The 20,084-nt window shown below is 46.8% G+C and carries 13 protein-coding genes; 8 read left to right on the plus strand and 5 right to left on the minus strand.

The genetic code is table 11. The annotated features are described in order from the left end of the window. Positions 1 to 188: 188 nt before the first annotated feature. Together gltX and R4537_RS08860 are read left to right on the plus strand one after the other, a co-directional pair. Positions 189 to 1,613, plus strand: a complete 1,425-nt coding sequence (gene gltX, locus R4537_RS08855) for a glutamate--tRNA ligase (protein ID WP_042988545.1) — start codon at positions 189 to 191, stop codon at positions 1,611 to 1,613. A 295-nt stretch (positions 1,614 to 1,908) separates the two neighbouring features. Next, the gene (locus R4537_RS08860; protein WP_071179135.1) at positions 1,909 to 2,874 is read left to right on the plus strand and encodes an OmpA family protein; all 966 of its coding nucleotides are present in this window, start codon (positions 1,909 to 1,911) and stop codon (positions 2,872 to 2,874) included. A gap of 88 nt (positions 2,875 to 2,962) precedes the next feature. Here R4537_RS08860 and R4537_RS08865 read toward each other — a convergent pair whose 3' ends face one another. Next, on the minus strand, positions 2,963 to 3,469 hold the full coding sequence (locus R4537_RS08865) for a hypothetical protein (RefSeq protein WP_000045926.1): 507 nt from the start codon (positions 3,467 to 3,469) through the stop codon (positions 2,963 to 2,965). Positions 3,470 to 4,071: 602 nt separating this feature from the next. On the opposite strand from R4537_RS08865, the gene R4537_RS08870 reads away from it, so the two are divergent. The 3 genes from R4537_RS08870 (at position 4,072) to R4537_RS08880 (ending at position 14,754) form a co-directional block, all read left to right on the plus strand. Then, the gene (locus tag R4537_RS08870) at positions 4,072 to 6,135 is read left to right on the plus strand and encodes a TonB-dependent siderophore receptor (RefSeq protein WP_071179134.1); all 2,064 of its coding nucleotides are present in this window, start codon (positions 4,072 to 4,074) and stop codon (positions 6,133 to 6,135) included. Between the two features lie 304 nt (positions 6,136 to 6,439). Then, positions 6,440 to 7,255 carry a siderophore-interacting protein gene (locus tag R4537_RS08875; RefSeq protein ID WP_071179133.1) on the plus strand — a complete coding sequence of 272 codons (816 nt, stop codon included), beginning with the start codon at positions 6,440 to 6,442 and terminating at the stop codon, positions 7,253 to 7,255. 245 nt (positions 7,256 to 7,500) lie between these two features. Further along, a complete protein-coding gene (locus tag R4537_RS08880) occupies positions 7,501 to 14,754 on the plus strand; it encodes a non-ribosomal peptide synthetase (protein WP_071179132.1) in 7,254 nt (2,417 codons plus the stop codon). A 129-nt stretch (positions 14,755 to 14,883) separates the two neighbouring features. On the opposite strand, the gene R4537_RS08885 is transcribed toward R4537_RS08880, so the two are convergent. Next, positions 14,884 to 16,017: a flagellar assembly protein FlgT gene (locus tag R4537_RS08885; protein ID WP_000739501.1), complete on the minus strand. Its 1,134-nt coding sequence runs from the start codon at positions 16,015 to 16,017 to the stop codon at positions 14,884 to 14,886. 160 nt (positions 16,018 to 16,177) lie between these two features. On the opposite strand from R4537_RS08885, the gene R4537_RS08890 reads away from it, so the two are divergent. Then, positions 16,178 to 16,813 carry a FlgO family outer membrane protein gene (locus R4537_RS08890; RefSeq protein ID WP_000759071.1) on the plus strand — a complete coding sequence of 212 codons (636 nt, stop codon included), beginning with the start codon at positions 16,178 to 16,180 and terminating at the stop codon, positions 16,811 to 16,813. A gap of 10 nt (positions 16,814 to 16,823) precedes the next feature. Further along, positions 16,824 to 17,258: a flagellar assembly lipoprotein FlgP gene (flgP, locus tag R4537_RS08895; protein WP_071179131.1), complete on the plus strand. Its 435-nt coding sequence runs from the start codon at positions 16,824 to 16,826 to the stop codon at positions 17,256 to 17,258. 109 nt (positions 17,259 to 17,367) lie between these two features. Here flgP and R4537_RS08900 read toward each other — a convergent pair whose 3' ends face one another. The 3 genes from R4537_RS08900 to flgA all read right to left on the minus strand — a co-directional run bounded on the left by R4537_RS08900 (position 17,368) and on the right by flgA (position 19,098). Continuing rightward, a complete protein-coding gene (locus R4537_RS08900) occupies positions 17,368 to 17,793 on the minus strand; it encodes a flagella synthesis protein FlgN (RefSeq protein WP_000729363.1) in 426 nt (141 codons plus the stop codon). A gap of 83 nt (positions 17,794 to 17,876) precedes the next feature. Continuing rightward, positions 17,877 to 18,200 (minus strand): flagellar biosynthesis anti-sigma factor FlgM, encoded by a 324-nt coding sequence (gene flgM, locus R4537_RS08905; protein ID WP_000907262.1) that lies wholly within the window; start codon positions 18,198 to 18,200, stop codon positions 17,877 to 17,879. A 130-nt stretch (positions 18,201 to 18,330) separates the two neighbouring features. Continuing rightward, positions 18,331 to 19,098, minus strand: a complete 768-nt coding sequence (flgA, locus tag R4537_RS08910) for a flagellar basal body P-ring formation chaperone FlgA (protein ID WP_080483493.1) — start codon at positions 19,096 to 19,098, stop codon at positions 18,331 to 18,333. A gap of 56 nt (positions 19,099 to 19,154) precedes the next feature. Here flgA and R4537_RS08915 point away from each other — a divergent pair, with 56 nt between their 5' ends. Next, positions 19,155 to 20,081, plus strand: coding sequence for a chemotaxis protein CheV (locus R4537_RS08915; protein ID WP_071179129.1), 927 nt, complete (start codon positions 19,155 to 19,157; stop codon positions 20,079 to 20,081). Positions 20,082 to 20,084: the final 3 nt, after the last annotated feature.

The following is a 20,084-nucleotide window of genomic DNA, read 5'->3' on the forward strand; positions in this document are numbered from 1 at the left end:
TTGCGGAATGTCCACAAGGATAAACCTTAACCTTAAGGTAAGGTCAACCCTTACTTCTCGAACTCATTTTACCAAGAGTCAATTTGCCGAAAATCGTGCGTAGCATCGCGTTAACTCGGGTGTTAGAATACCGCCCAAAATTTCGCATGCTGAGCTCTCAGCAAAAGAATCTCACAAAGGTAATTCAAATGACGGTTAAAACTCGTTTTGCGCCTAGTCCGACTGGGTATCTGCACGTTGGTGGTGCGCGTACAGCACTCTATTCTTGGTTATATGCTAAAAGCCAAGGTGGTGAATTTGTTCTGCGTATTGAAGACACCGACCTAGAACGCTCTACTCAGGCGGCGGTGGATGCCATTATTGAAGGCATGACGTGGTTAGGTTTGGAATGGGATGAAGGCCCATACTACCAAACCAAACGTTTTGACCGTTACAACCAAGTGATTGATCAGTTGTTGGCAGAAGGCAAAGCCTACAAGTGCTATGCGCCGAAAGAGCTGCTGGATGAAATCCGTGCTGAGCAAGAAGCCAACAAAGAGATGCCTCGCTACGATGCGAACCATCCAAAAATCAAAGCGGTCAATGACGCGGCGAAAGAAGGCGAGCCTTGCTGTATCCGTTTCCGTAACCCGAAAGAGGGGAGCGTCGTTTTTGATGACCAAATCCGTGGCCGCATCGAAATCCGTAACGAGCAACTGGATGATCTGATCATCCGTCGTACTGATGGCACTCCGACCTATAACTTCTGTGTAGTGGTAGATGATGTCGATATGGGGATCAGCCATGTGATTCGTGGTGAAGACCACATCAACAACACGCCACGCCAAATCAACATTTACAAAGCCATGGGCGCGACCATCCCAACCTTTGCGCACTGTGCAATGATCTTGGGTGATGATGGTGCCAAGCTGTCTAAGCGCCATGGCGCGGTTTCTGTAATGCAATACCGTGATGATGGTTACCTGCCTGAAGCGCTGCTGAACTACTTAGTGCGTTTAGGTTGGGGACATGGCGACCAAGAGATCTTCTCTCGCGATGAAATGATCAACCTATTCAGCCTTAACGCAATTTCAAAATCAGCGTCAGCGTTTAACACTGACAAACTGCTGTGGTTGAACAACCACTACATCAAGACTTCAGAACCTGAGTATGTGGCGAAACACCTTGAGTGGCATTTCGAAAACCAAGGTATTAACAAAGCGACCGGTCCTGCTTTAGCAGAAGTGGTGAAGTTGGTGGGGGAGCGTTGCAATACCCTGGTTGAGCTCGCGCAGCAATCACGTTACTTCTACGAAGATTTTGCTGAGTTTGATGCTGATGCCGCGAAGAAACATCTACGTGGTGTGGCGAAAGAGCCATTGATGCTAGCTCTGAGCAAGATCGAAGCGCTGACAGAATGGAATACCGAAGCGCTGCATCACGTGATCGCACAAGTGTGTGAAGAGCTTGAGATCGGCATGGGTAAAATCGGTATGCCACTGCGTGTTGCCGTGACTGGCGGTGGTCAATCGCCTTCTGTGGATGCGGTGATGAACTTGATTGGTCAAGAACGTGTAATTGCACGTATCAAAATGGCACTAGAGTACATCGAAACTCGTGAAGCGAATACATAGTAGTTTGATTGCATAAAAAGCCAAAGCCGCAGAACAAACTGCGGCTTTTTTATTATCCTTTGAAGTCTTGTTCTAATTCTACCGTTTATAGTTAAGGGTATGTGTTTTAGTCTTTTCTCATTTTTAGCAAAGACGTGACAAAATAATAACCGAAAGGCTCTTTTTCTTTTTATTTCATCCGCTATAGTGATGCCGACAAAAAGGTGATCTGGCTCGAGTACGAGTTAACCTTTTTGAACGGTCGAGGATCAGCGTATAACTCTCGACAATAATCATAAAGAAAAAAGGAAATACCATGAAAAAGCTAGCGGCAATTATTTCAGCGACGTTACTTTTTGCTTCTTCTGCGGCAGTGGCAGAGGTGTATGTCGGAGGTAAGGTCGGTAAATCTTGGTTGGATGACGCGTGTCTAGCTGGTCAATCTTGTGAAGATGATGATCAGGTTGTAGGCGCGTTTCTGGGTTACCAAGCAAACAAATGGCTCTCTCTGGAAGCAGGCTATGACTACTTAGGTAAGTTTACTGCAGATGGACTGGCTAATGAGAAGGTACAAGCGGTAACGCTAGCACCAAAACTCAGCATTCCTCTGACCGAAGGCATTGCGCTGTACGGTAAAGTGGGTGGTGCTTATGTCGATTACGGCAGCAAGGACGACTACTCATATCTAGGTGCAGCAGGCCTAGAGTTCAACACTAACCACAATGTCACTATGCGTTTGGAATACCAAAACCTGACTGACATTAATAACGACATCGTACGTGCACGCGCAGAAACCGCTACACTCGGTATCGCTTATAAGTTTGGTGGTAGTGAAGAGCCAGCACCAGTGGTAGAACAGCGCCCAGCTGAACCTGCACCTGTTGCCGCACCAGTCGAGAAAGTGGCAGTCACCAAAACCTTTACTTTCCAACATCTGGATAGCAGCACATTTGCTACTGCAAGTGCTGAGCTAAAACCAGCAACGGTTCAGAAGCTGGATAAAATTGTGGGTTACCTAAATCAATATCCACAAGCAAAAGTAGAAGTAGTTGGTCACACAGACTCAACAGGTTCTGAAGCTTACAACCAAAAACTGTCTGAGCGTCGTGCTCAAGCAGTAGCGAAAGCACTAGAAGCTCAAGGTATTGATGCATCTCGTATTTCAGCTAAAGGTCTAGGCGAAAGCAGCCCAATCGCTTCTAACGCGACAGCAGAAGGTCGTGAGAAGAACCGTCGTGTTGAGCTAGTGATCCCTGAATTCCAGTACAAAATTACTGAATAATTCACGGTAATCATCAAGATTCAATTTACAAAGGCCCATTCGGGCCTTTGTTTTTTCTGGTGATAACAAAAGTTGAGTCGAAAAGGTTTTATTTCAGGTCGATACTGTTTAAGCGTCCCATAAACACCAAAATATCTAAGCAATCTTTATGCGCGGCTAATAGGGCTTTTTTGGTTTTCGTGTAGGCGGCCAGTTTTCCGTGTTTATTGATAGAGCAGACCACGCTGCGGAAGTGGCATTTACCTTGTTCATCGTATTCTCGCCAAGCCGCAATATAGCAAGCGTCTCTTGCCTTGGGGTTATCCAAGGTCGGCCTAGGTTTGTGGATGATTTTGGGTTCTAAGCTGTGTGGTAAGCGAGTCATCAAGTAAGGATCTTTTAGGATTCTGCGCCAAAATTTGCCCCACATGGCGGAGCCCAATTCGTTGCGTAGCAAAATCGCTTTCTTCAATCCTTTCTTTTCACCAAGCCGTACAAACCCAACTGAGCGATGTAAAACCTTATCGTCAGGGGTATGAATATGAATTTTATACGCGGTTTTCGCTTTAGATATAAAGCGGTGTCCGGTATTGGTCTCTAGGTTACTTTTCGACATGACGTGTTTTATAAATAAAACTGTTAATAGTAATAATAGAGGCTTTTGGCTAGCACGAGAAGAAATGTGCTGTAGGAATGACCAAAGATTGACATAGTAAGGTTTACTCTGACCTTGTATACCCTTCCGACTTGAAGCTGCAGCGGTGTTGGCTACGTTCGTTCACCCGTTTATCTATGTTCATGGGGATTCACTCTCTTGTTGCCTACCTGCAACTCCAAGTAGTTTGAGTATAGATTTACCTTTTCGCTTCTCTCTACTTCCCCCTGCAACGCTCTTTTTATCCAAGCAATGAATGTATCTATAAATGCAAATGAGAATGCTTTACATTTGATGTGTGAATTATTAAGATTCTCAATGATGTACGTTCTATGCAACTTAGTGTCTTGGTTAAACCGTGGCTCAGTGCATTGTTACTGTATGTTCGTCGGAATACTTGCAATCAAGCGCATGGTCTTGAGTCATGGTTTAGCAGTGCTGTTTTGTTTTGCCGCGTACTTTTTCGTTCTGGTATTTGTCATTGAAAAACGAAGGAAGCCTCTCAACTCCATACTGGCCTGAGCGCAGTGTAGTGGTTAATTTAGAGTTAAGGAGAAATTCAAATGGCAGCTTTATGCCCAGCGCGAGTCAATCTTGCAGAGAAAAAAAAGTTTAAATTGCACACTTTGTCAGCAGTGATGATGGGGCTTTTTACGGGCAGTTTGGCCTATGCGGAAACGCAAACTACAAGTAAACAAGAGCAAGAAATGCCCGTGTTGGTCGTGATTGGCGAAAAAACACAACGCAGCATTTATGAGACGAGCTCGAGTGTCGAAGTGTTTGATCAAGACACGATTGAGAGAACACCCGGTGCAACAGAGATTGATGATCTCCTACAACTGATCCCAAACCTTGTCGATTCTGGTCAAAGCAACAATATGCCCACGATTCGCGGTATCGATGGCTCAGGGCCTTCCGTTGGGGGCTTGGCCAGTTTTGCTGGCACTTCACCTCGCTTAAATATGTCGATTGACGGCCGTTCACTGACTTATTCTGAAATTGCTTTTGGCCCTCGTTCACTCTGGGATATGCAGCAAGTGGAGATCTATTTAGGGCCACAGAGCTACATTCAGGGGCGAAATACCTCGGCGGGCGCGATTGTGATGAAGTCTAACGATCCTACTCATCATTTTGAAAGTGCGGTAAAAGCAGGTATTGGCGAAAGCGATTATTCGCAAACCGCGGGTATGATTTCTGCACCTATTATTCAAGATGAGTTGGCATTTCGTTTGAGTTTTGATCAGCAGAAGCGCGATAGTTTTGTCGATCTTGCTGCTTTTGAACCCGCGGGCGATCCTAAAAAAATCGAGATGAATTCGGTGCGCGGTAAGCTGCTGTATGAACCTTCAGCGCTGGATGGTTTTAAAACCACGTTAACGCTCTCTCACATGGATTCTCGTGGGCCACAAACAGAAAACATTAATGTGGTGGGTAACGAAGCCTTCCGACCTGTTTATGAGACAGCCTCGTTTACGACGGCGTGGGATATTATCTGGCATCTCAACGACCTCTTCACTGTTGAAAACAATCTGGTGTATGCCGATTTCAGCTATGACCGTTATACCAATCCCAATAGCCGAGGGGATTTCAATACCGATGGTAAAGAATTTCATATCGAACCGTTATTACGCTATATCGCACTGGATGGTAGCGTGAATGCCCTAATCGGGGCGCGTTACTACCAATCTTCACAAGATGATATGTACATTGATGCGACCAGTGCATATCCGATGGATGGCCGCACTAAAGCCAAATCCGTTTTTGCGGAAGTCACTTATGCGTTAACGCCTTCTATCGATGTGAATTTGGCTGGGCGATTTGAAAGAGAGCAGGTTAAGCGAAACGTCTCGCACCCAAGATACAAGCTTGATTACGATGAAACATCCAGCGTATTTTTGCCTAAGCTCGATGTGGCATATACACCAGTGCAAGGGCAGACCTATGGGATTAAAGCGGCTAAAGGTTACAATGCGGGTGGGGCAGGTCTAGCCTTTAACGCGATGCAATTAACAGGTTTTAGACCCTACGAGTTTGAACAGGAATCAATTTGGAACTATGAGTTTTACACCCGTCACCGTTTCAGCCAGTCCGTCGAAGTGTTGACTAACCTTTTCTATAATGATTTCGACAGTATGCAGATGACGCAAACCACATCCAGTGGTGATGTGTTTATCGCTAACCTTGATGAAGCGAGCACTTATGGCGCTGAAATCGGATCACGTTGGTATGCGACTTCTTCACTCGAACTTTTTGCCAACCTAGGGCTTTTGAAAACCGAGTTCAAAGAAACCACCGGAAAGACTAAAGAGCTGCCTCGTGCACCGAAAATGTCAGCCAATGTTGGTCTGCTTTATGATTTTGGCCAAGGGTTTGAGTTCAGTAGTAATGCGGCTTATACCGGAAGCTATTTCTCGGAAAGTAGCAATTTAGAAAAATTTGCGATTGACTCATATTGGCTTGCCAATGCTCAGTTAGCCTATGTTTTTGAGCATGGACGAGCAACCTTGTACGCCACTAACTTATTGGATTCTGATAAAACAACGCTCTATCTCTCAACCAATAATACGCTTGACCAACTTAAACAGCAGCCTCGCATGATTGGTGCATCGGTGCAGTTGAATTTCTAAATGATATTTCAAATGGACTGAAACAAAACAACGCCTCTAAGTCAGCTGAGAGGCGTTTTTTTTATGTTCGTATTTGAGCCTTGAGCTGAGCTCTCGAGGTTAAACCATATTCTAAGAATCTAGGATCCTTTGGTTAAGTTGATCGACAGTTGTGTAAAGTTAGTTAATGATATACATTCTCATTTGAATTAATTGTTAGCAGGGCCGAACCAGTGTTTTTCAGCTGGGGCAGAACGTTGGGAGGATTGAGTGAATGACACTCCCAGCAAGGTTGGCTAAGGCATAAGATAAATTAGGTGAAAAAATGAGTAACGAAGTCGAGCGCGTTTATCCGAAATTACTGGATTTTGTGCGTAAAAAGTATGTATCAAAAAACCTACTTCGAGTGACACTGACCGGTGAGGATTTAATTGGATTCCCCGAAAATCAAAATGGGTCACACATTAAGGTTTTTTTCCCTAATCAGGCGAGTGGCATACTCCAGTTACCGATTCGTGAGGGTGATAAAGTCATTTGGCCAGAGCATAAACCGGTTCCGCGAGCGTATACCGTTAGACAATACCGAGCACAGAACAATGAGCTTGATATCGATTTTGTTGTGCATGGAGAGGGAACGCCGGGTGGTGGATGGGCGCTAAAAGCTCAAACTGGTTCACAACTCGGTTTGATAGGTCCCGGTGGGCCAGACCCTCTTATCGAGCCCGCGGATTGGCATATTATGGCTGGCGATCTCTCTGCTGTGCCTGCGATCAGTGCCATTTTAGAAAAAATGCCCAGTCAGGCCAAAGGCTATGTATTTCTTGAAGTGGATGATATCGAAGATAAGCATGATATCTCCCATCCAGAACAGATGGTGATTAAGTGGTTAGTGCGCGATCCTAATCAGGCGCAACCCGCTTTGGCGATGGCGATTAAACAACTGCCAGTACCGCAAGGCGCAGAGTCGCTTTCTGCTTTTGTGGCAGGAGAAAATGAGAGCGTTATTGCGTGTCGTAAAATTTTGCGAAATGAATATCGAATCGCAAGAGATAAGATTTACGCCATTCCTTATTGGAAGCGCGGTAAAAACGAAGAGGCGTACCACGAAGAGCGCCATGTGGTGATGGATGAAGAGTTTTAACCTCTGACTCAGCACGGACTTCATTCACCTTGCCTGTTAATGTGGTAAGCCCCATCAGGGGCTTACCAATCCCTATCTTTTCCCTTCCTACAAAGCTTCTGATGTGTTGGCTGCGTTCGTGACTTTTTCAATCTCGAGGCTGACCGATTTCGTTCTTTACATGTAATTGATAATGATTATTATTAACTAAATTTTACACATTAATGCGTTGCAAGACGATGTGTACCAAGTAAAGGGATGAATCTGTGGGTTTAAAGATGAAAGAAATGACAGCAATGCAAGCGGCTTATTGGCTAGGGCGTCAACACGACTGCTTGCTCGATGGTGTGGCCGCACATCTCTACGCCGAATTTGATGGTCAAGCATTAAATCGACAGGCGCTAACGCAAGCTGTACGTGCGCTGTACGCGAAACATCCCATGTTACGTTTAGCGATCACCAAGGATGGACAGCAGAAAATCTTGCCGCTCTCAACTTTCCATCAGCTTAAAGTGGATGACCTATCACAATGGGCGCCGGTTGAGGTGGAGTCTTTTGTACAGACCAAGCGCCAGCGAATGACCCATCAGATGCTCGATTTAACGCAGGGAAACCCGATTGAGATCAGCTTGACTCTGTTGCCTGAAGGCAAACACCGATTGCACATTGATGCGGATATGATTGCGTGTGATGCACAAAGTTTTCGGCTGTTGGTGGACGATCTCACCTCACTCTATTTAGAGGCCATAGAGCATCGATTAGAGATCATTGAGTCTGATGTGGTGACTTTTTTCCAATATCTTGATGCTCAGCAAGCCGATCGTGCTTTGGCAAAACGCAAAGAGGTGGATAAGAAATGGTGGCAAGAGCGTCTTGCGACGATTCCCGCCGAGCCAAGTTTGCCTTATCAACCCGTACCAACCGACGCCGTTAGCGCAAACAGCCAAAGGTTTGCACACTGGTTCACCCCAGAGGAGCGCAAAGGGTTGGCGGAGGTTGCGCGGCAACATCATCTCACACTGACCCAACTGACATTGGCACTCTTTTCACAAGTGATTGCCAATGCTTGCCAAGAGAGGCGATTTCGACTCAATGTACCTACATTCCATCGCGGCAATCGCTTTTTGGATATTGAACACACGATCGGCGATTTTTCCAATTTGCTGATTTTTAGCGCCGATGTGGGAACGACTCAAACCCTGTTGAGTCTGTGTCAGCAGACGGCTAACCAACTGCATCAATTACTTCGCCATGAAAGCTATTCAGGGGTTAGCGTGATGCGCGATTTATCGCGGCAACAGGGTGGCGTGCAGCGTTCTCCGATAGTCTTTACCTCAGGCATGGAAATTAGAGACGAGGAGCTCTTTTCTGATCGTGTCACTCAGCATTTAGGGCGTATGAATTGGGTGATTTCGCAGGGAGCGCAGGTGACTCTTGATGCGCAAATTGCTCCGGCTTATGAAGGGATTCTGCTCAATTGGGATGTGCGAATGGAAAACTTCGCTGATAAGGACATCACAGCACTTTTCTCGCATTACGTTGATTTGATCCGCTGTGTGGCGCTGCACCCTGAGATGATGCAGCAAAGCGTACAACAGATTGACGCGCAACTCGGTTACGCTCGCCGTGAGTCGATTCAGGAGATGCCACTGACCCCTTTACAACAAGCTTACTTGCTAGGTCGCTCAACCCAAATTGCCTTAGGCGGCGTCGCGATGCATGAGTTTCGTGAGTATCGAGGACGCATCGACACTCAGTCACTGCACAGCCGTCTGCTCTATTTAGTGGAGCATATCCCAGCCTTGAGAACTCGCATTGATCAAGAGAAATGGATTCAGTGGGTTTCTCCTTGCATAGCGTTAAATTGGCAAACCATCGATTTACAGCATCTTTCCCGCGAACAAGCCTTATTAGCGGTTGAGCCAGTTAGGCAGCAATATCAGCAGCGGATGCATGATTTAACGCGCTCGCCTTGGCAAATCTGTGTGGTACAACTGCCAACAGAAGATCAAGAGGAGTTCAGCTCCATCGTGTTGACCAGCTTTGATGCTTTGATCGTCGATGGTCGCACCCATGCACTCATTCTTGCTGCACTACTGGGAAGCGAAGAACCCGATATAGCTCAGGTGGTGCAAAATGCTCGTGATACTCAGTCCATCTCGCCGCAATTCGCCTCCAAAAAAGCGCAAGATGAAGCGTATTGGAAAAGCAAACTTCATCCTGATTGCCCGCCGCCAGCACTGCCTTGGAAACAAGCATTAGAGACGATCACTACGTCTCGTTATGCGCGCGAAAGCTTGCAAATACCCAAAGAGAGTGTTGGTAAGCTCAATCGATGCGGCATTGAAAAGGGTTTATTTCTCAATTCTTTGCTGACAGCAACCATCTTGGACGTGCTTTCCTATTGGACAACCGAAATCGGGATGCGAGTGGGTTTTCCGGTATTAATCCCAAGCAGTGATGCGATCGATGGCAATGAGTCATCCTTTGTGATCTTAGAGCATGAAAAATCCACCCAGAGTTTGCTGATCCAAGCGAGCAAGCTACAGCGTGAGATGCTGGAAGCCCTTGAGCATCTCGCTTTCTCTGGCGTCGAACTTAACCGTCTGTTGATGAATCAAGCGCCGCAAGCTCTGGTGCTACCGGTTGTGTTAACCAATGGTTTGTCTTGGAAAACCCTGAATCAAGATGACAGCGTGACTCTGTTCGATGGGGTAACGCAAACTCCGCAGGTGGCTTTAGATATTCGCTTAACTTACGACGAGCAGAAAAACCTTATCATCAGCTTTGATTATGCTTTAGCGGCTTTAGAGACTGAGCTTATCCGCGAGATGTTAAGTGCCTTACATCATCGCTTGAATCAGATCACTTCGTCAGCATCATTGGCCGCGCCGCTTGAGCCATGTATCGACCTTTCACACTACCGTTTCAATAGCGATGAGTCGGCCAGTCACGATTGCGATTTTCTTGCCAAGTTAGCGCAGCAATTATTTGCCCGTACAGAGGATAAAACCGCTGTGATCTGCGGCGAACAAACCCTCTCTTATGCTCAATTGGGTGAGCAGGTACAGCGCGTGATGTGGCAGCTCAAAGCGCGAGGGTTGACCACAGGAAATGTTCTCGCCATTTGCTTACCACGCAGTGTTGAACATGTTGTCATCAGTTTGGCTTCTGCGCTTTCGGGGATTATCTGGGTACCTATTGATGCTGCGTCTCCCAAAGAGCGTCTGGATTACCTTTTAGAAAATTGTCACGCCGATCTGGTGGTGATGGATAAGCCCTGTGAGCTTGATAATGTGATCGCTTTTGATGCCTTGATTGAGCCTGTCTTATTCGCCGATGGAGTACCTGACGTTACACCACTCGATCAATTAAGCCGATTAAGCCAAAGCCAACAAACGGCTTATTATCTTTATACCTCTGGTACTACGGGCAAACCTAAGTGCGTGGTGGTCAATAATCAGGCGACCTCGAATGTGATTGGTCAAACTGGCCAAGCGTGGCATCTCACCAGTGAGGATGTGGTGATGTCAGTGACGCCATTGCATCATGATATGTCGGTGTTTGATCTCTTTGCCACCTTGAGCTTCGGAGCGACGTTAGTTCTTCCCGCTGGGCATGAAGAAAAAGATGCGTTGCAATGGAATCGCTTAATTGAGCGGCATCAAGTGACGATTTGGGTCTCCGTCCCCGCTATTTTGGAGATGTTGCTCTCTTGCACTCAAGCAGGGCAACTACACTCACTTCGTCTGATTGCCCAAGGGGGGGATTACATCAAACCTGCCACCATCGCCCAATTACGCGCTGGTTCAAATCCACCGCGGTTGATCTCTTTGGGCGGTCCTACCGAGACGACGATTTGGAGCATCTGGCATGAGCTGACGGCGGATGATGTTAGCGTGATCCCATATGGTCGGCCGTTGGCGGGAAACCGTTATTTCATTATGGATGAGATACGACGCCATGTACCGCAAGGTGTGGTCGGCCGTATCTTCACCTCTGGAGTCAATTTAGCGCAAGGTTATCTTGAAGACGGCGAACTGAAACAAACCGATTTTGTCACCGTATTGGATGAGCATGGCCACCCTGTGCGCGCGTTTCGAACGGGCGATCAAGGCTACTACCGCGCGGACGGCAATATCATTTTTGCTAGCCGCATCAATGGTTATGTGAAAGTTCGTGGGGTACGAGTGTCACTGCCGGATATCGAAAAGCAGTTGCAAACTCATCCGGCGTTCGCGAGCGTGGTGGTGGTCGATTATACCGATGTCAATGGCGATACCGCTTTAGCCGCATTATTTAGCGTTAAACCTCAGCAATCAGCATCGAGTCAGGCGTTACGAGAGTTTGCCAAACAATCGCTACCCTCTTCACATATTCCGAGTCGGTTTATTGCTTTAGAGGCTTTACCGCTTTCTGCGAATGGCAAAGTGGATCGCAAACAGTGCCAAGCGCAGGTTCAGCGACAATCGATCTCTGTTGAACCAGTAGGTCAACCGAATCAAAGTCAACCTCTCTCACCACCTACCTTGTCATCGGCTTCCTTGAGTGAGTTTGAACAGCGAGTCTGGCGACAGCATCAACGCCATGGTGACGGACGAAATCAATATGCGACCGCTTATCGATTGAGCGGAAAAGTGAATATTGCGCGCTTAATCACAGCGCTCAGTCAGTTGCCCAATCATTTTCCTGTGTTAAACCGACGCTATGTGCTTGATGAGGCATCCGGCTTAACCTTGTACTCGGCGAAGCCAACACCGCTTGAGATCCATTTTGAACATGTTGAGTCAATGGATGAGGCGTTTGAACATCTTGTGCGATGGCAAAATCAGCCGATGGATTTAGCCAAGCAAGCCGCACTAAGTTTTTGCTTGTTGAGTTTGGGGAGCGAAGAGCGAGTGCTTGGGGTGATAACCCACCAAATTATCAGCGAGCAGTGGGATTGGCGGCGCGTATTTGAGTGCGTAACCAATGGGTATAACCAAATCGCCTGTGACATCGATCCTGTGATGGAGGGGGAGGAGCTTTCCCTCGGCTTTACCCCTGTGATGCCGCAAACGCCATTATCGCAAGTGTTGTTGCCTTGGTTACAGCCTGCGAGCCACGCTACATGGATTGAGCAGAGCTTGCCAAGCGCAAATAGCGCCATCAATACGTTTTGCAGTCGTAAATATCGGATTGCGCTACACAGTAGCGTACTGGCGGAGCATGGTTTAGCGCAGCCGGATAAACAGGAAGTGCTTGCCCTGATCGCCGCGTTATTTGCGCGCTACCTTGCCGCAAGTGCGAAACTTGGCCAATTTGAGCTTTACGTTCCGCATGATGTGGAGCGCAAAACGCGCGAGTTGAATGGTTCTATGATTGAAACCCAGTTGGTGCATATCGCCCTTAAAGGCTTTGAGCGTCCGCTTTCGCAACTGAGCCAAGAGATCTTGGACGCTATGCGCCAGCCGTTAACGGGGGGAGTCGCTAGCGAAACTCACGCCTCTGCCGCAGCCTTGGTGACTTGGTTAGTGGATCCTTCAGTGCATCTGCAATTGGAGGGCTTGCGCTGCGAAAAATTACTTTTTGCAGCCATGCACCCCAAATTTGAAGTCGCGTTGGGGGTTGGGCTTAATTGCCAAGGCGCTCTAGTACTTGAGTTGGCGTTAGATGCCACGGTTTCCCCTCATGTTGGAGCCTACCTGCTTGAGCAATTTGTCGCTGCGATAGGTGGGCGAACAATGCCTTCTTCGACAACCTCATCTTCTCATGTCTCAGCCACTGAGTTAACGTCAAACAATCCGCCAGCCTCAAACAATGTGCATGCGGCGCTGGCAGAATCTGAGCTTGAATTGAGCGCTGTAAATTCCTCTTCGGTTGAAGAGTGCATTTTGGCTGAGTTTCGCTCGGCGCTTGGTGCTTCCGAGATGACGGCAGAGGATGATTTCTTTGATTTTGGTGGACATTCCCTGATTGCAACGCGAGTCATTGGTCGCTTGTTGAGCGAGCAAGGTATTGAACTGCACATCAATGATATGTTTAGTTTCCCTAATGCCAAGCAACTGGCGCAGCAAGCCGTACTTCACCGTAAACCCACCAGCACATCATTCGCAGTGAGTGAGGTGGTCGAGTCGTCCAAAGCGCCTTTGTCGTTAGCACAAGCCTCTTTATGGAAGGCGATGAGCAAATACGCCAAGTTTGGTTTGACCCACATCTTCAATCTTCCGTTTGCGCTTAAATTTTTAGATGAGGTCGATGAGCAAGCATTTGGTGAGGCTTTTCACTGGCTTTTACTGCGTCATGCTGGGTTACGAACCCACTTTGGCCTAGAAGATGGGCAGCCTTACCAGCAAGTGATCACCGCCAGCAATATTGAACATTACCAGTGGTTCTGGACGTCTAGAGATAACGCCGCCCAATCCGTGGCCAGACTACTGGCGCAAGAGGCCGAGCACACCTTTGACCTGAGCCAAGAATTGCCACTTCGGCTCAATTTCGTACGTGATGAACAGACGGGGACGCAATATCTTTCACTTCTATTCCACCATATTGTGTTGGACGAGTGGTCGATCAATATTTTGATGGATGAATTAGCACAGGCGTATCAACACAGTGTGCAAGGTACTCGTCCACAGTGGCAAACGGAACCCTTACCTTTCCATGAGTTTGCTCGCAAGCAGCGTTCTTCGGCATTCAATCAAGCGCATCTTAACTATTGGTTAACCAAGTTTGCGGATGTGCCTTGGGCGCAGCCCCTTTTTGCAGCGGATCATCCGTTGAGTAACGGCACTGAGGTCGGTTTTAGTGAAGGTGGCTGGGTAGAAATGAAAGTACCTAAATCGACCATGGCATCACTGTATCAGTTGGCTAAAGCACGCCATGCTTCGTTGTTTAACGTGATGTATGCGGCGATTTCTGCGTCGGTACATTGTCTCGGCGCACCAGAAAAGCTGCTGGTTGGCACACCTGCTTCCGGTCGGCTGGATGCCGAGTTTTTCGACACAGTCGGTTATTTCACCACCATGGGCGTTCAGTTGGTGGATTTCACGAAAGTACAAACCGTGTGGCAACTCATCGAGCAAGTGAGAAACAGCATTAACCAGTCGATGCCATACACAGATATTCCGATCGATCTGATTGAAGAAGGGCTCAAAGGTGTTGAGCATGAGACGGAAGGTCACATGTTTGAGGTCTTTATTCAATTGCATGCAAAAAATAAGCTGCACGGAGAGCTACCGTTGACAGAAGGGCATGCGATCCGCTTCCAACAAGTCGATCCTGATAAAAGTGAATCCGGCTTAGGTTTACAGTTTGAAATTTTAGAAGAGAGGGTCGAGCAAGAGCAGACGTTGAGAGTCATGATGAGTTATATGTCGAAACACTATAGCCCAGCTCAAGTCGCTCTGTTGACCAAGGTGACCAGTGGCATGTTTGAGCGGTTTGCCGATTGTATTGCACAAGATATTGCACTGCCGACGCTGAAAAAGCAGGTGAGGCAGCTTGAAGATGAAGCTTGTCGCTCTCCGTCCATGGGGTAGTGTTTTTGTGTCGTGACTCGATATTGTAGTGGTAGGGAATAGGAGGCGAAGGGCGATATTTGATCCCCCTTTATGACAAGCCCTGAAGTGCCAGTCGTGGCAGTTCAGGGCTTGAACTTGATGATGGAGCTACATCTGCTTGTGCATCACATCGCCGATTTGAATACTGTAGGCGAGCTCAGGTTGATCCACGGTTAATTCTGCTTCGTGTTCATATACACGAGACACGGTAAGCGTAATCTCACTTTGGGTGACTTTGTTACGCGGCAACCCTTGTTGGTCGATAAAGGCTCCGGTGTGCCAGAGGCTGAGTTTGTCACCTTGTCTAACACCATGAATACGACCGAGATCCATGGTGGCTGTGGTTCCAAATTTCGCCACAATTTGCGGCAAAGTTATCTTACAAGAAATTTCCGATTCAAGATCGAGCATAATGTTGCGGCTCACCCGCAGCATCATTTCACCATAAGTCGATGCCCAAAAACGCGCACTACGCGTATCAATTTGGCTGGTTTTAGGAAACGGCCAGCGCGCAACTTCGCGGTAAGTGCGTGTCATTACTTCATTGCCTGTTTTGCCATCAAATACACTGATTTCCATTGCAAACTGGCGATTGATGATGTCATCTTGCAGTGTTTTTTGTTCTATGGTGGCGGTTAAATCGGTGATCATGCCGCCCATGATGTACTGCGCTCCAGCATCTTGCGCGATCATCTTGATCCGCTCCGGCGCTTTGGGGTCAATATCGTATTGGGTTGTGCCAACCGAGACAAAGCTGCGAGATTCTTGCTCTAATCGACGATTAACCACTTGCGCAAAATCATCGCCTACCTGATAGATCTGTCCCATTACCGCTTGCTGAGGCGAGGCAAGATCAATATTGCCGATTAACATGGTTTTTTTGTACTGCTCAACGTGGCAAGCCGTTGCCGATGGATAAATATCGATGCGGGTGCGCACGTACATCACATTATTAATCGCTTTACGCTCTGTAATCTGGATGTAGCGTACCTCATGGTTAGCAAATAGGTACTCTCGACGATCGGATTCCAATAGCGGCATCAAATTGCTAATGCTGCCAATATCTGCCCCGGCAAAATTTACCGCCTTATACAGAGCATCTTCTAAGGCGTGTAAGCGTGCGACCTCTTGGGAAGAAACAATAGCGGCAGAGCCTGTCACTTCATACCAAGCTGCGTGAGCCGATGGAAGATAAATCATCATCCAAAGTGCTGTAATTATAGATAAAATATTTTTTTTCATCGTAAAGTCCCAAGTGGGTATAAATTTTGCTTTTCAAATCCTAACTGATGTAGGCACTGCAATTCTGAATTAATAACCGTTTGAGAAAAGCAAGGAGCGTTCCAGTTTAATCGAGTGAGAAGCTGAAATGCGCGCCATAGTATATCTGGAGATGAAGAGAATGAAAAAATGGCTTTCCTTAGTACCCGTCGTTTTACTGACTTCGTGTGCATACGCCCCAGTTTATAACGGTAAAGGGCCATACAATGGCTCACAGTTTATGTTGATGGAGAGTCCTCGTCATACATTGGATTTCTTTGTTGAAAGTCTGACAGAAGATTTAATGCTATCGAACACGAGTATTAGTGCACGTACCCCGATTGCAGTAACCTCATTTGTGGATTTACAAAATATGGATGCCACAAATTGGTTGGGCAATACCGTCTCTGAAGGTTTTATCCACCAATTTCAAAGACGTGGATTTAAAGTGGTGGATTTTAAAACCACAGGTTCAATCCAAGTGACGCAGCAGGGGGATTTTGCCTTTAGCCGCGACTGGAAAAACCTTTCTTCAGAACAAGAAGTCCAGTATGTACTGACAGGGACTATGCTGCGTCAAGAAGGTGGCGTGATTGTTAATGCACGAGTAGTCGGTATGCATTCACGTATCGTAGTGGCAAGCGCTCAAGGCTTCTTGCCTGCGGATCGTATTGGTCGAGATCTAGATACATTAAATATCATGCGTACGCAAGATGGTGTATTAATACGAACCGATCCTGCTTTGACTCAACCTCATACGGTTATTCTACGCCCATAGGAGAGTGACAATGAAATCCATCTTATTATTGATGATTGCTGTCTTTAGCATTGTTGGGTGTCAACCACTGCAAAGCATGCGCCCTGATGATTGGTTAACGGCGGTTGGCTATGCCAATATCAGCGAGCAGAGAGGGCGTGATGAGGCCGAGAAGCAAGTGCGTGCGATGCGAGCCTCCAAAATTGATGCTTATCGCGAGCTTGCTGAGCAAGTGTATGGTATGCGCATCAGTGGTCGTGCTGAGTTACAAGATCAACGTCTTGGTATAGAACTGACGGCAGGTGCGGTCGATGGTGTGATTCGCGGTGCTGAAGTGGTCCGCAGTTATAAGGTTGGGGACAGCTATGTCACTGAACTGAGACTTGATATTCGCAAAATGGACAAGATGCGTGATTACGGAGAAGTACAACAAGTCCCCGAAAAACGGCAAATGACCTTATTCTAGCGCTCATCTCTTCATCCCCCAAAACGTCAAAAGCGGCAATCACTGCCGCTTTTTTGCTTGTTAAGTCTTACTCAGTTGTTTGCGCGTTTCGTTTTAAGGGACTCTCGCATCATGCTTTGATATTGGTGCCCAAAGTTGAAATAGTATGGGTTTTTCCCGTCGCGCTGTAAGTCATACCAATCTTGCCATGACTTTGTTGCATCAAGTTATTGAGTTTATTAAAGCTCAATTGCGCGCGGGCCAAGGCATCGCCATTAATCTGGTTGGCTTGCTGACAGTCCATGATGATACTGCGGATTTGACTCACTAACTCATTGAGATAAGCATCTTCAGTCAGGCTCGCGACATGGGGATGTTTCGCAATGCGTTGGTCAGTTTGCTGTAATTGATTGACTAAGGTGAGTTTCTGTTTAGCAATGGATTCGATATCGACAGAGATTCGGCTAGTGATCGCAACTTTCTCCGCTTCAAGTACGCTCACGAGTTCTTGCGCATTTTTCAGTTGAAACTCAACCAAGTCTTTTAATGCTGCCATCGCCAAATCGCCTATACATTACTGTTGGAGCATCACTCTTGTTATATAACATACTCAGTGACGCGCGCAGGGGACACGTTAGTTTAGAAGCCGCCCAGTTCTTTTTCGAATTTGATCATGTTATCGGCCAGTTTTTCAGGGTCAACCACGTAAGAGCCGTTAGCAATCGCTTCTTTGATTGCGGCGACTTTAGCGCTATCAAAACTGGGTCTTGAAGCCATTTCACTATGCATTTCGCCGATAGCTTTACTTTGTGAGCTCAGCGATACCGCATCCTGTCCACGTGCCGAAGAGCGTGATACCGCCCCGGATTGAGTGGAAGAGTTGCTGGCATCAGAGGAACGCACATTGCTGCGACTGGTCGTGTTTAACGACTGTCCTGCGCGTATGTTATCAATACCTGCCATAAATGAGCCTTTTCAATAAACTTTAACGTGTACTGTCAATATCGACCATGTAGGTCGAAACTTTAGCGACTTTTTTAACCAAATAGAAAATCATTTGGCACCAGTTTTTCTGATAAGCAAGGTAGAGCTATCAAAACGCGACGATGACCTCACCGACACCACTGACTTGCGCATCAATTATACGGTTAGATTTGTCATTTTTCACTTTTATCTGCTCGCCAAGAACGCCATCGGACATTGCAGTCCCTTTGGTTGTGATCGACATACCAGATTTTCCCGCACGGATAACAACACTTTCATTTCGACACACGATGCACACATCGTTCTGTTCAATCACATCACCCACACGAATATTTTTTTTGATTTTTGCACCAATCACGTTTTCAGGAGTGGAAAAACCTTGCCGCCGGAAACGCAGCAGATCTACCATACTTAACGTAACATCTTGTGCGGAAATCATTTGTCCCCGACTTAATGGGGTTACCGCTGTGATGAGTGGGATAGTAATTGTCAGACGAACTGGTACATAAACACGCCAGTTATCCGGTTTGCACTCCACCAATACGGTGATGTTGGCCGCAGATCCATTACTGGATGATGAATTGGTTGTGAGAGGTTCCGGACAATCGGTCGCGAATAGACGCTCGTCGATCTTTGCCGCATTAACCACTAACTCACCACCAACAGGCATATCCACCGTGCTCAGCACATGATTTTCGGCGGCTTCTTTGATCATTGAAAGCTGTTCCGGCGTGGCTGCATTGGCCGCTAGACTAAAGAAAAATAATAAAAAGCCGATAAAGCTATAAAATATTTCACAGAAAGCTCTACACTTAGTTATGAAATGCGAATGGAGATCGATCTTCGGATGCATTTTTCGTTTCTCTGGTTTCTTCATAGCCTGTAGTAGACTATCACTTTTTTTGGATAAAAGTTTGAGATGGAGATGAGCTTATGACGGGTATTCTTGATTCTGTGAATCAGCGTACGCAACTCGTCGGTCAAAACCGATTAGAACTATTAACTTTCCGTCTTAACGGCCGTCAACGATACGGTATTAACGTTTTCAAAGTTAAAGAAGTCCTGCAATGTCCTAAATTGACCTCAATGCCTAATTTGCACCGCTTAGTAAAAGGGGTTGCCCATATTCGTGGCCAAACGGTCTCTGTGATTGACATGAGCCTTGCCGTTGGTGGTCGTCCGACGACCGACGTGGATAAAAGTTTCGTGGTCATTACGGAATTTAACCGTACTATTCAAGCATTTCTGGTGAGCTCAGTTGAGCGTATCATCAACATGCGTTGGGAAGCGATATTGCCACCTCCGAATGGGACTGGGAAAAGTAACTATTTGACGGCTGTGACCAATATCGATAATGAATTGGTTGAGATCATCGACGTTGAAAAGATCTTGGCTGAAATCACGCCAGTTAACGAAGTTATGGACAGCTCAATCGGTGAACAAATTGCCCAAGTTGAGCAGGGAAAAGAGTTCGTTCGTCGCGTTTTGATTGCGGACGACTCCAGCGTGGCACGCAAACAGGTGCAACGTGCGATTGAGTCTCTAGGGTTTGAAGTTATCGCAACACAAGATGGTAAAGTTGCATACGATAAGCTAGTTGAGATGTTGAACGATGGGCCAATTAGTAACCAGATTTCTTTGGTTATCTCCGATATTGAAATGCCAGAGATGGATGGCTATACATTGACTGCGGAAATCCGTCGTCATAACGAGCTCAAAGATCTTTATGTTATTTTGCACTCTTCATTGAGTGGCGTGTTCAACCAAGCCATGGTTGAGAGAGTTGGGGCAAATGCGTTTATTGCGAAATTTAACCCTGATGAGCTTGGTAATGCGGTGAAAGCTGCGCTAGTTAAATAAAGA

This window comes from Vibrio paracholerae (assembly GCF_037672085.1).
Lineage (GTDB): Bacteria > Pseudomonadota > Gammaproteobacteria > Enterobacterales > Vibrionaceae > Vibrio > Vibrio cholerae.

Coding starts and splice junctions, on each gene's coding strand:
- R4537_RS08890 (WP_000759071.1), top strand. CDS start 16,178: ATGAAAAAATGGCTTTCCTTAGTACCCGTCGTTTTACTGACTTCGTGT.
- flgA (WP_080483493.1), bottom strand. CDS start 19,098: ATGAAGAAACCAGAGAAACGAAAAATGCATCCGAAGATCGATCTCCAT.
- R4537_RS08865 (WP_000045926.1), bottom strand. CDS start 3,469: ATGTCGAAAAGTAACCTAGAGACCAATACCGGACACCGCTTTATATCT.
- flgM (WP_000907262.1), bottom strand. CDS start 18,200: ATGGCAGGTATTGATAACATACGCGCAGGACAGTCGTTAAACACGACC.
- R4537_RS08885 (WP_000739501.1), bottom strand. CDS start 16,017: ATGAAAAAAAATATTTTATCTATAATTACAGCACTTTGGATGATGATT.
- flgP (WP_071179131.1), top strand. CDS start 16,824: ATGAAATCCATCTTATTATTGATGATTGCTGTCTTTAGCATTGTTGGG.
- R4537_RS08900 (WP_000729363.1), bottom strand. CDS start 17,793: ATGGCAGCATTAAAAGACTTGGTTGAGTTTCAACTGAAAAATGCGCAA.
- R4537_RS08875 (WP_071179133.1), top strand. CDS start 6,440: ATGAGTAACGAAGTCGAGCGCGTTTATCCGAAATTACTGGATTTTGTG.
- R4537_RS08870 (WP_071179134.1), top strand. CDS start 4,072: ATGGCAGCTTTATGCCCAGCGCGAGTCAATCTTGCAGAGAAAAAAAAG.
- R4537_RS08915 (WP_071179129.1), top strand. CDS start 19,155: ATGACGGGTATTCTTGATTCTGTGAATCAGCGTACGCAACTCGTCGGT.
- R4537_RS08860 (WP_071179135.1), top strand. CDS start 1,909: ATGAAAAAGCTAGCGGCAATTATTTCAGCGACGTTACTTTTTGCTTCT.
- gltX (WP_042988545.1), top strand. CDS start 189: ATGACGGTTAAAACTCGTTTTGCGCCTAGTCCGACTGGGTATCTGCAC.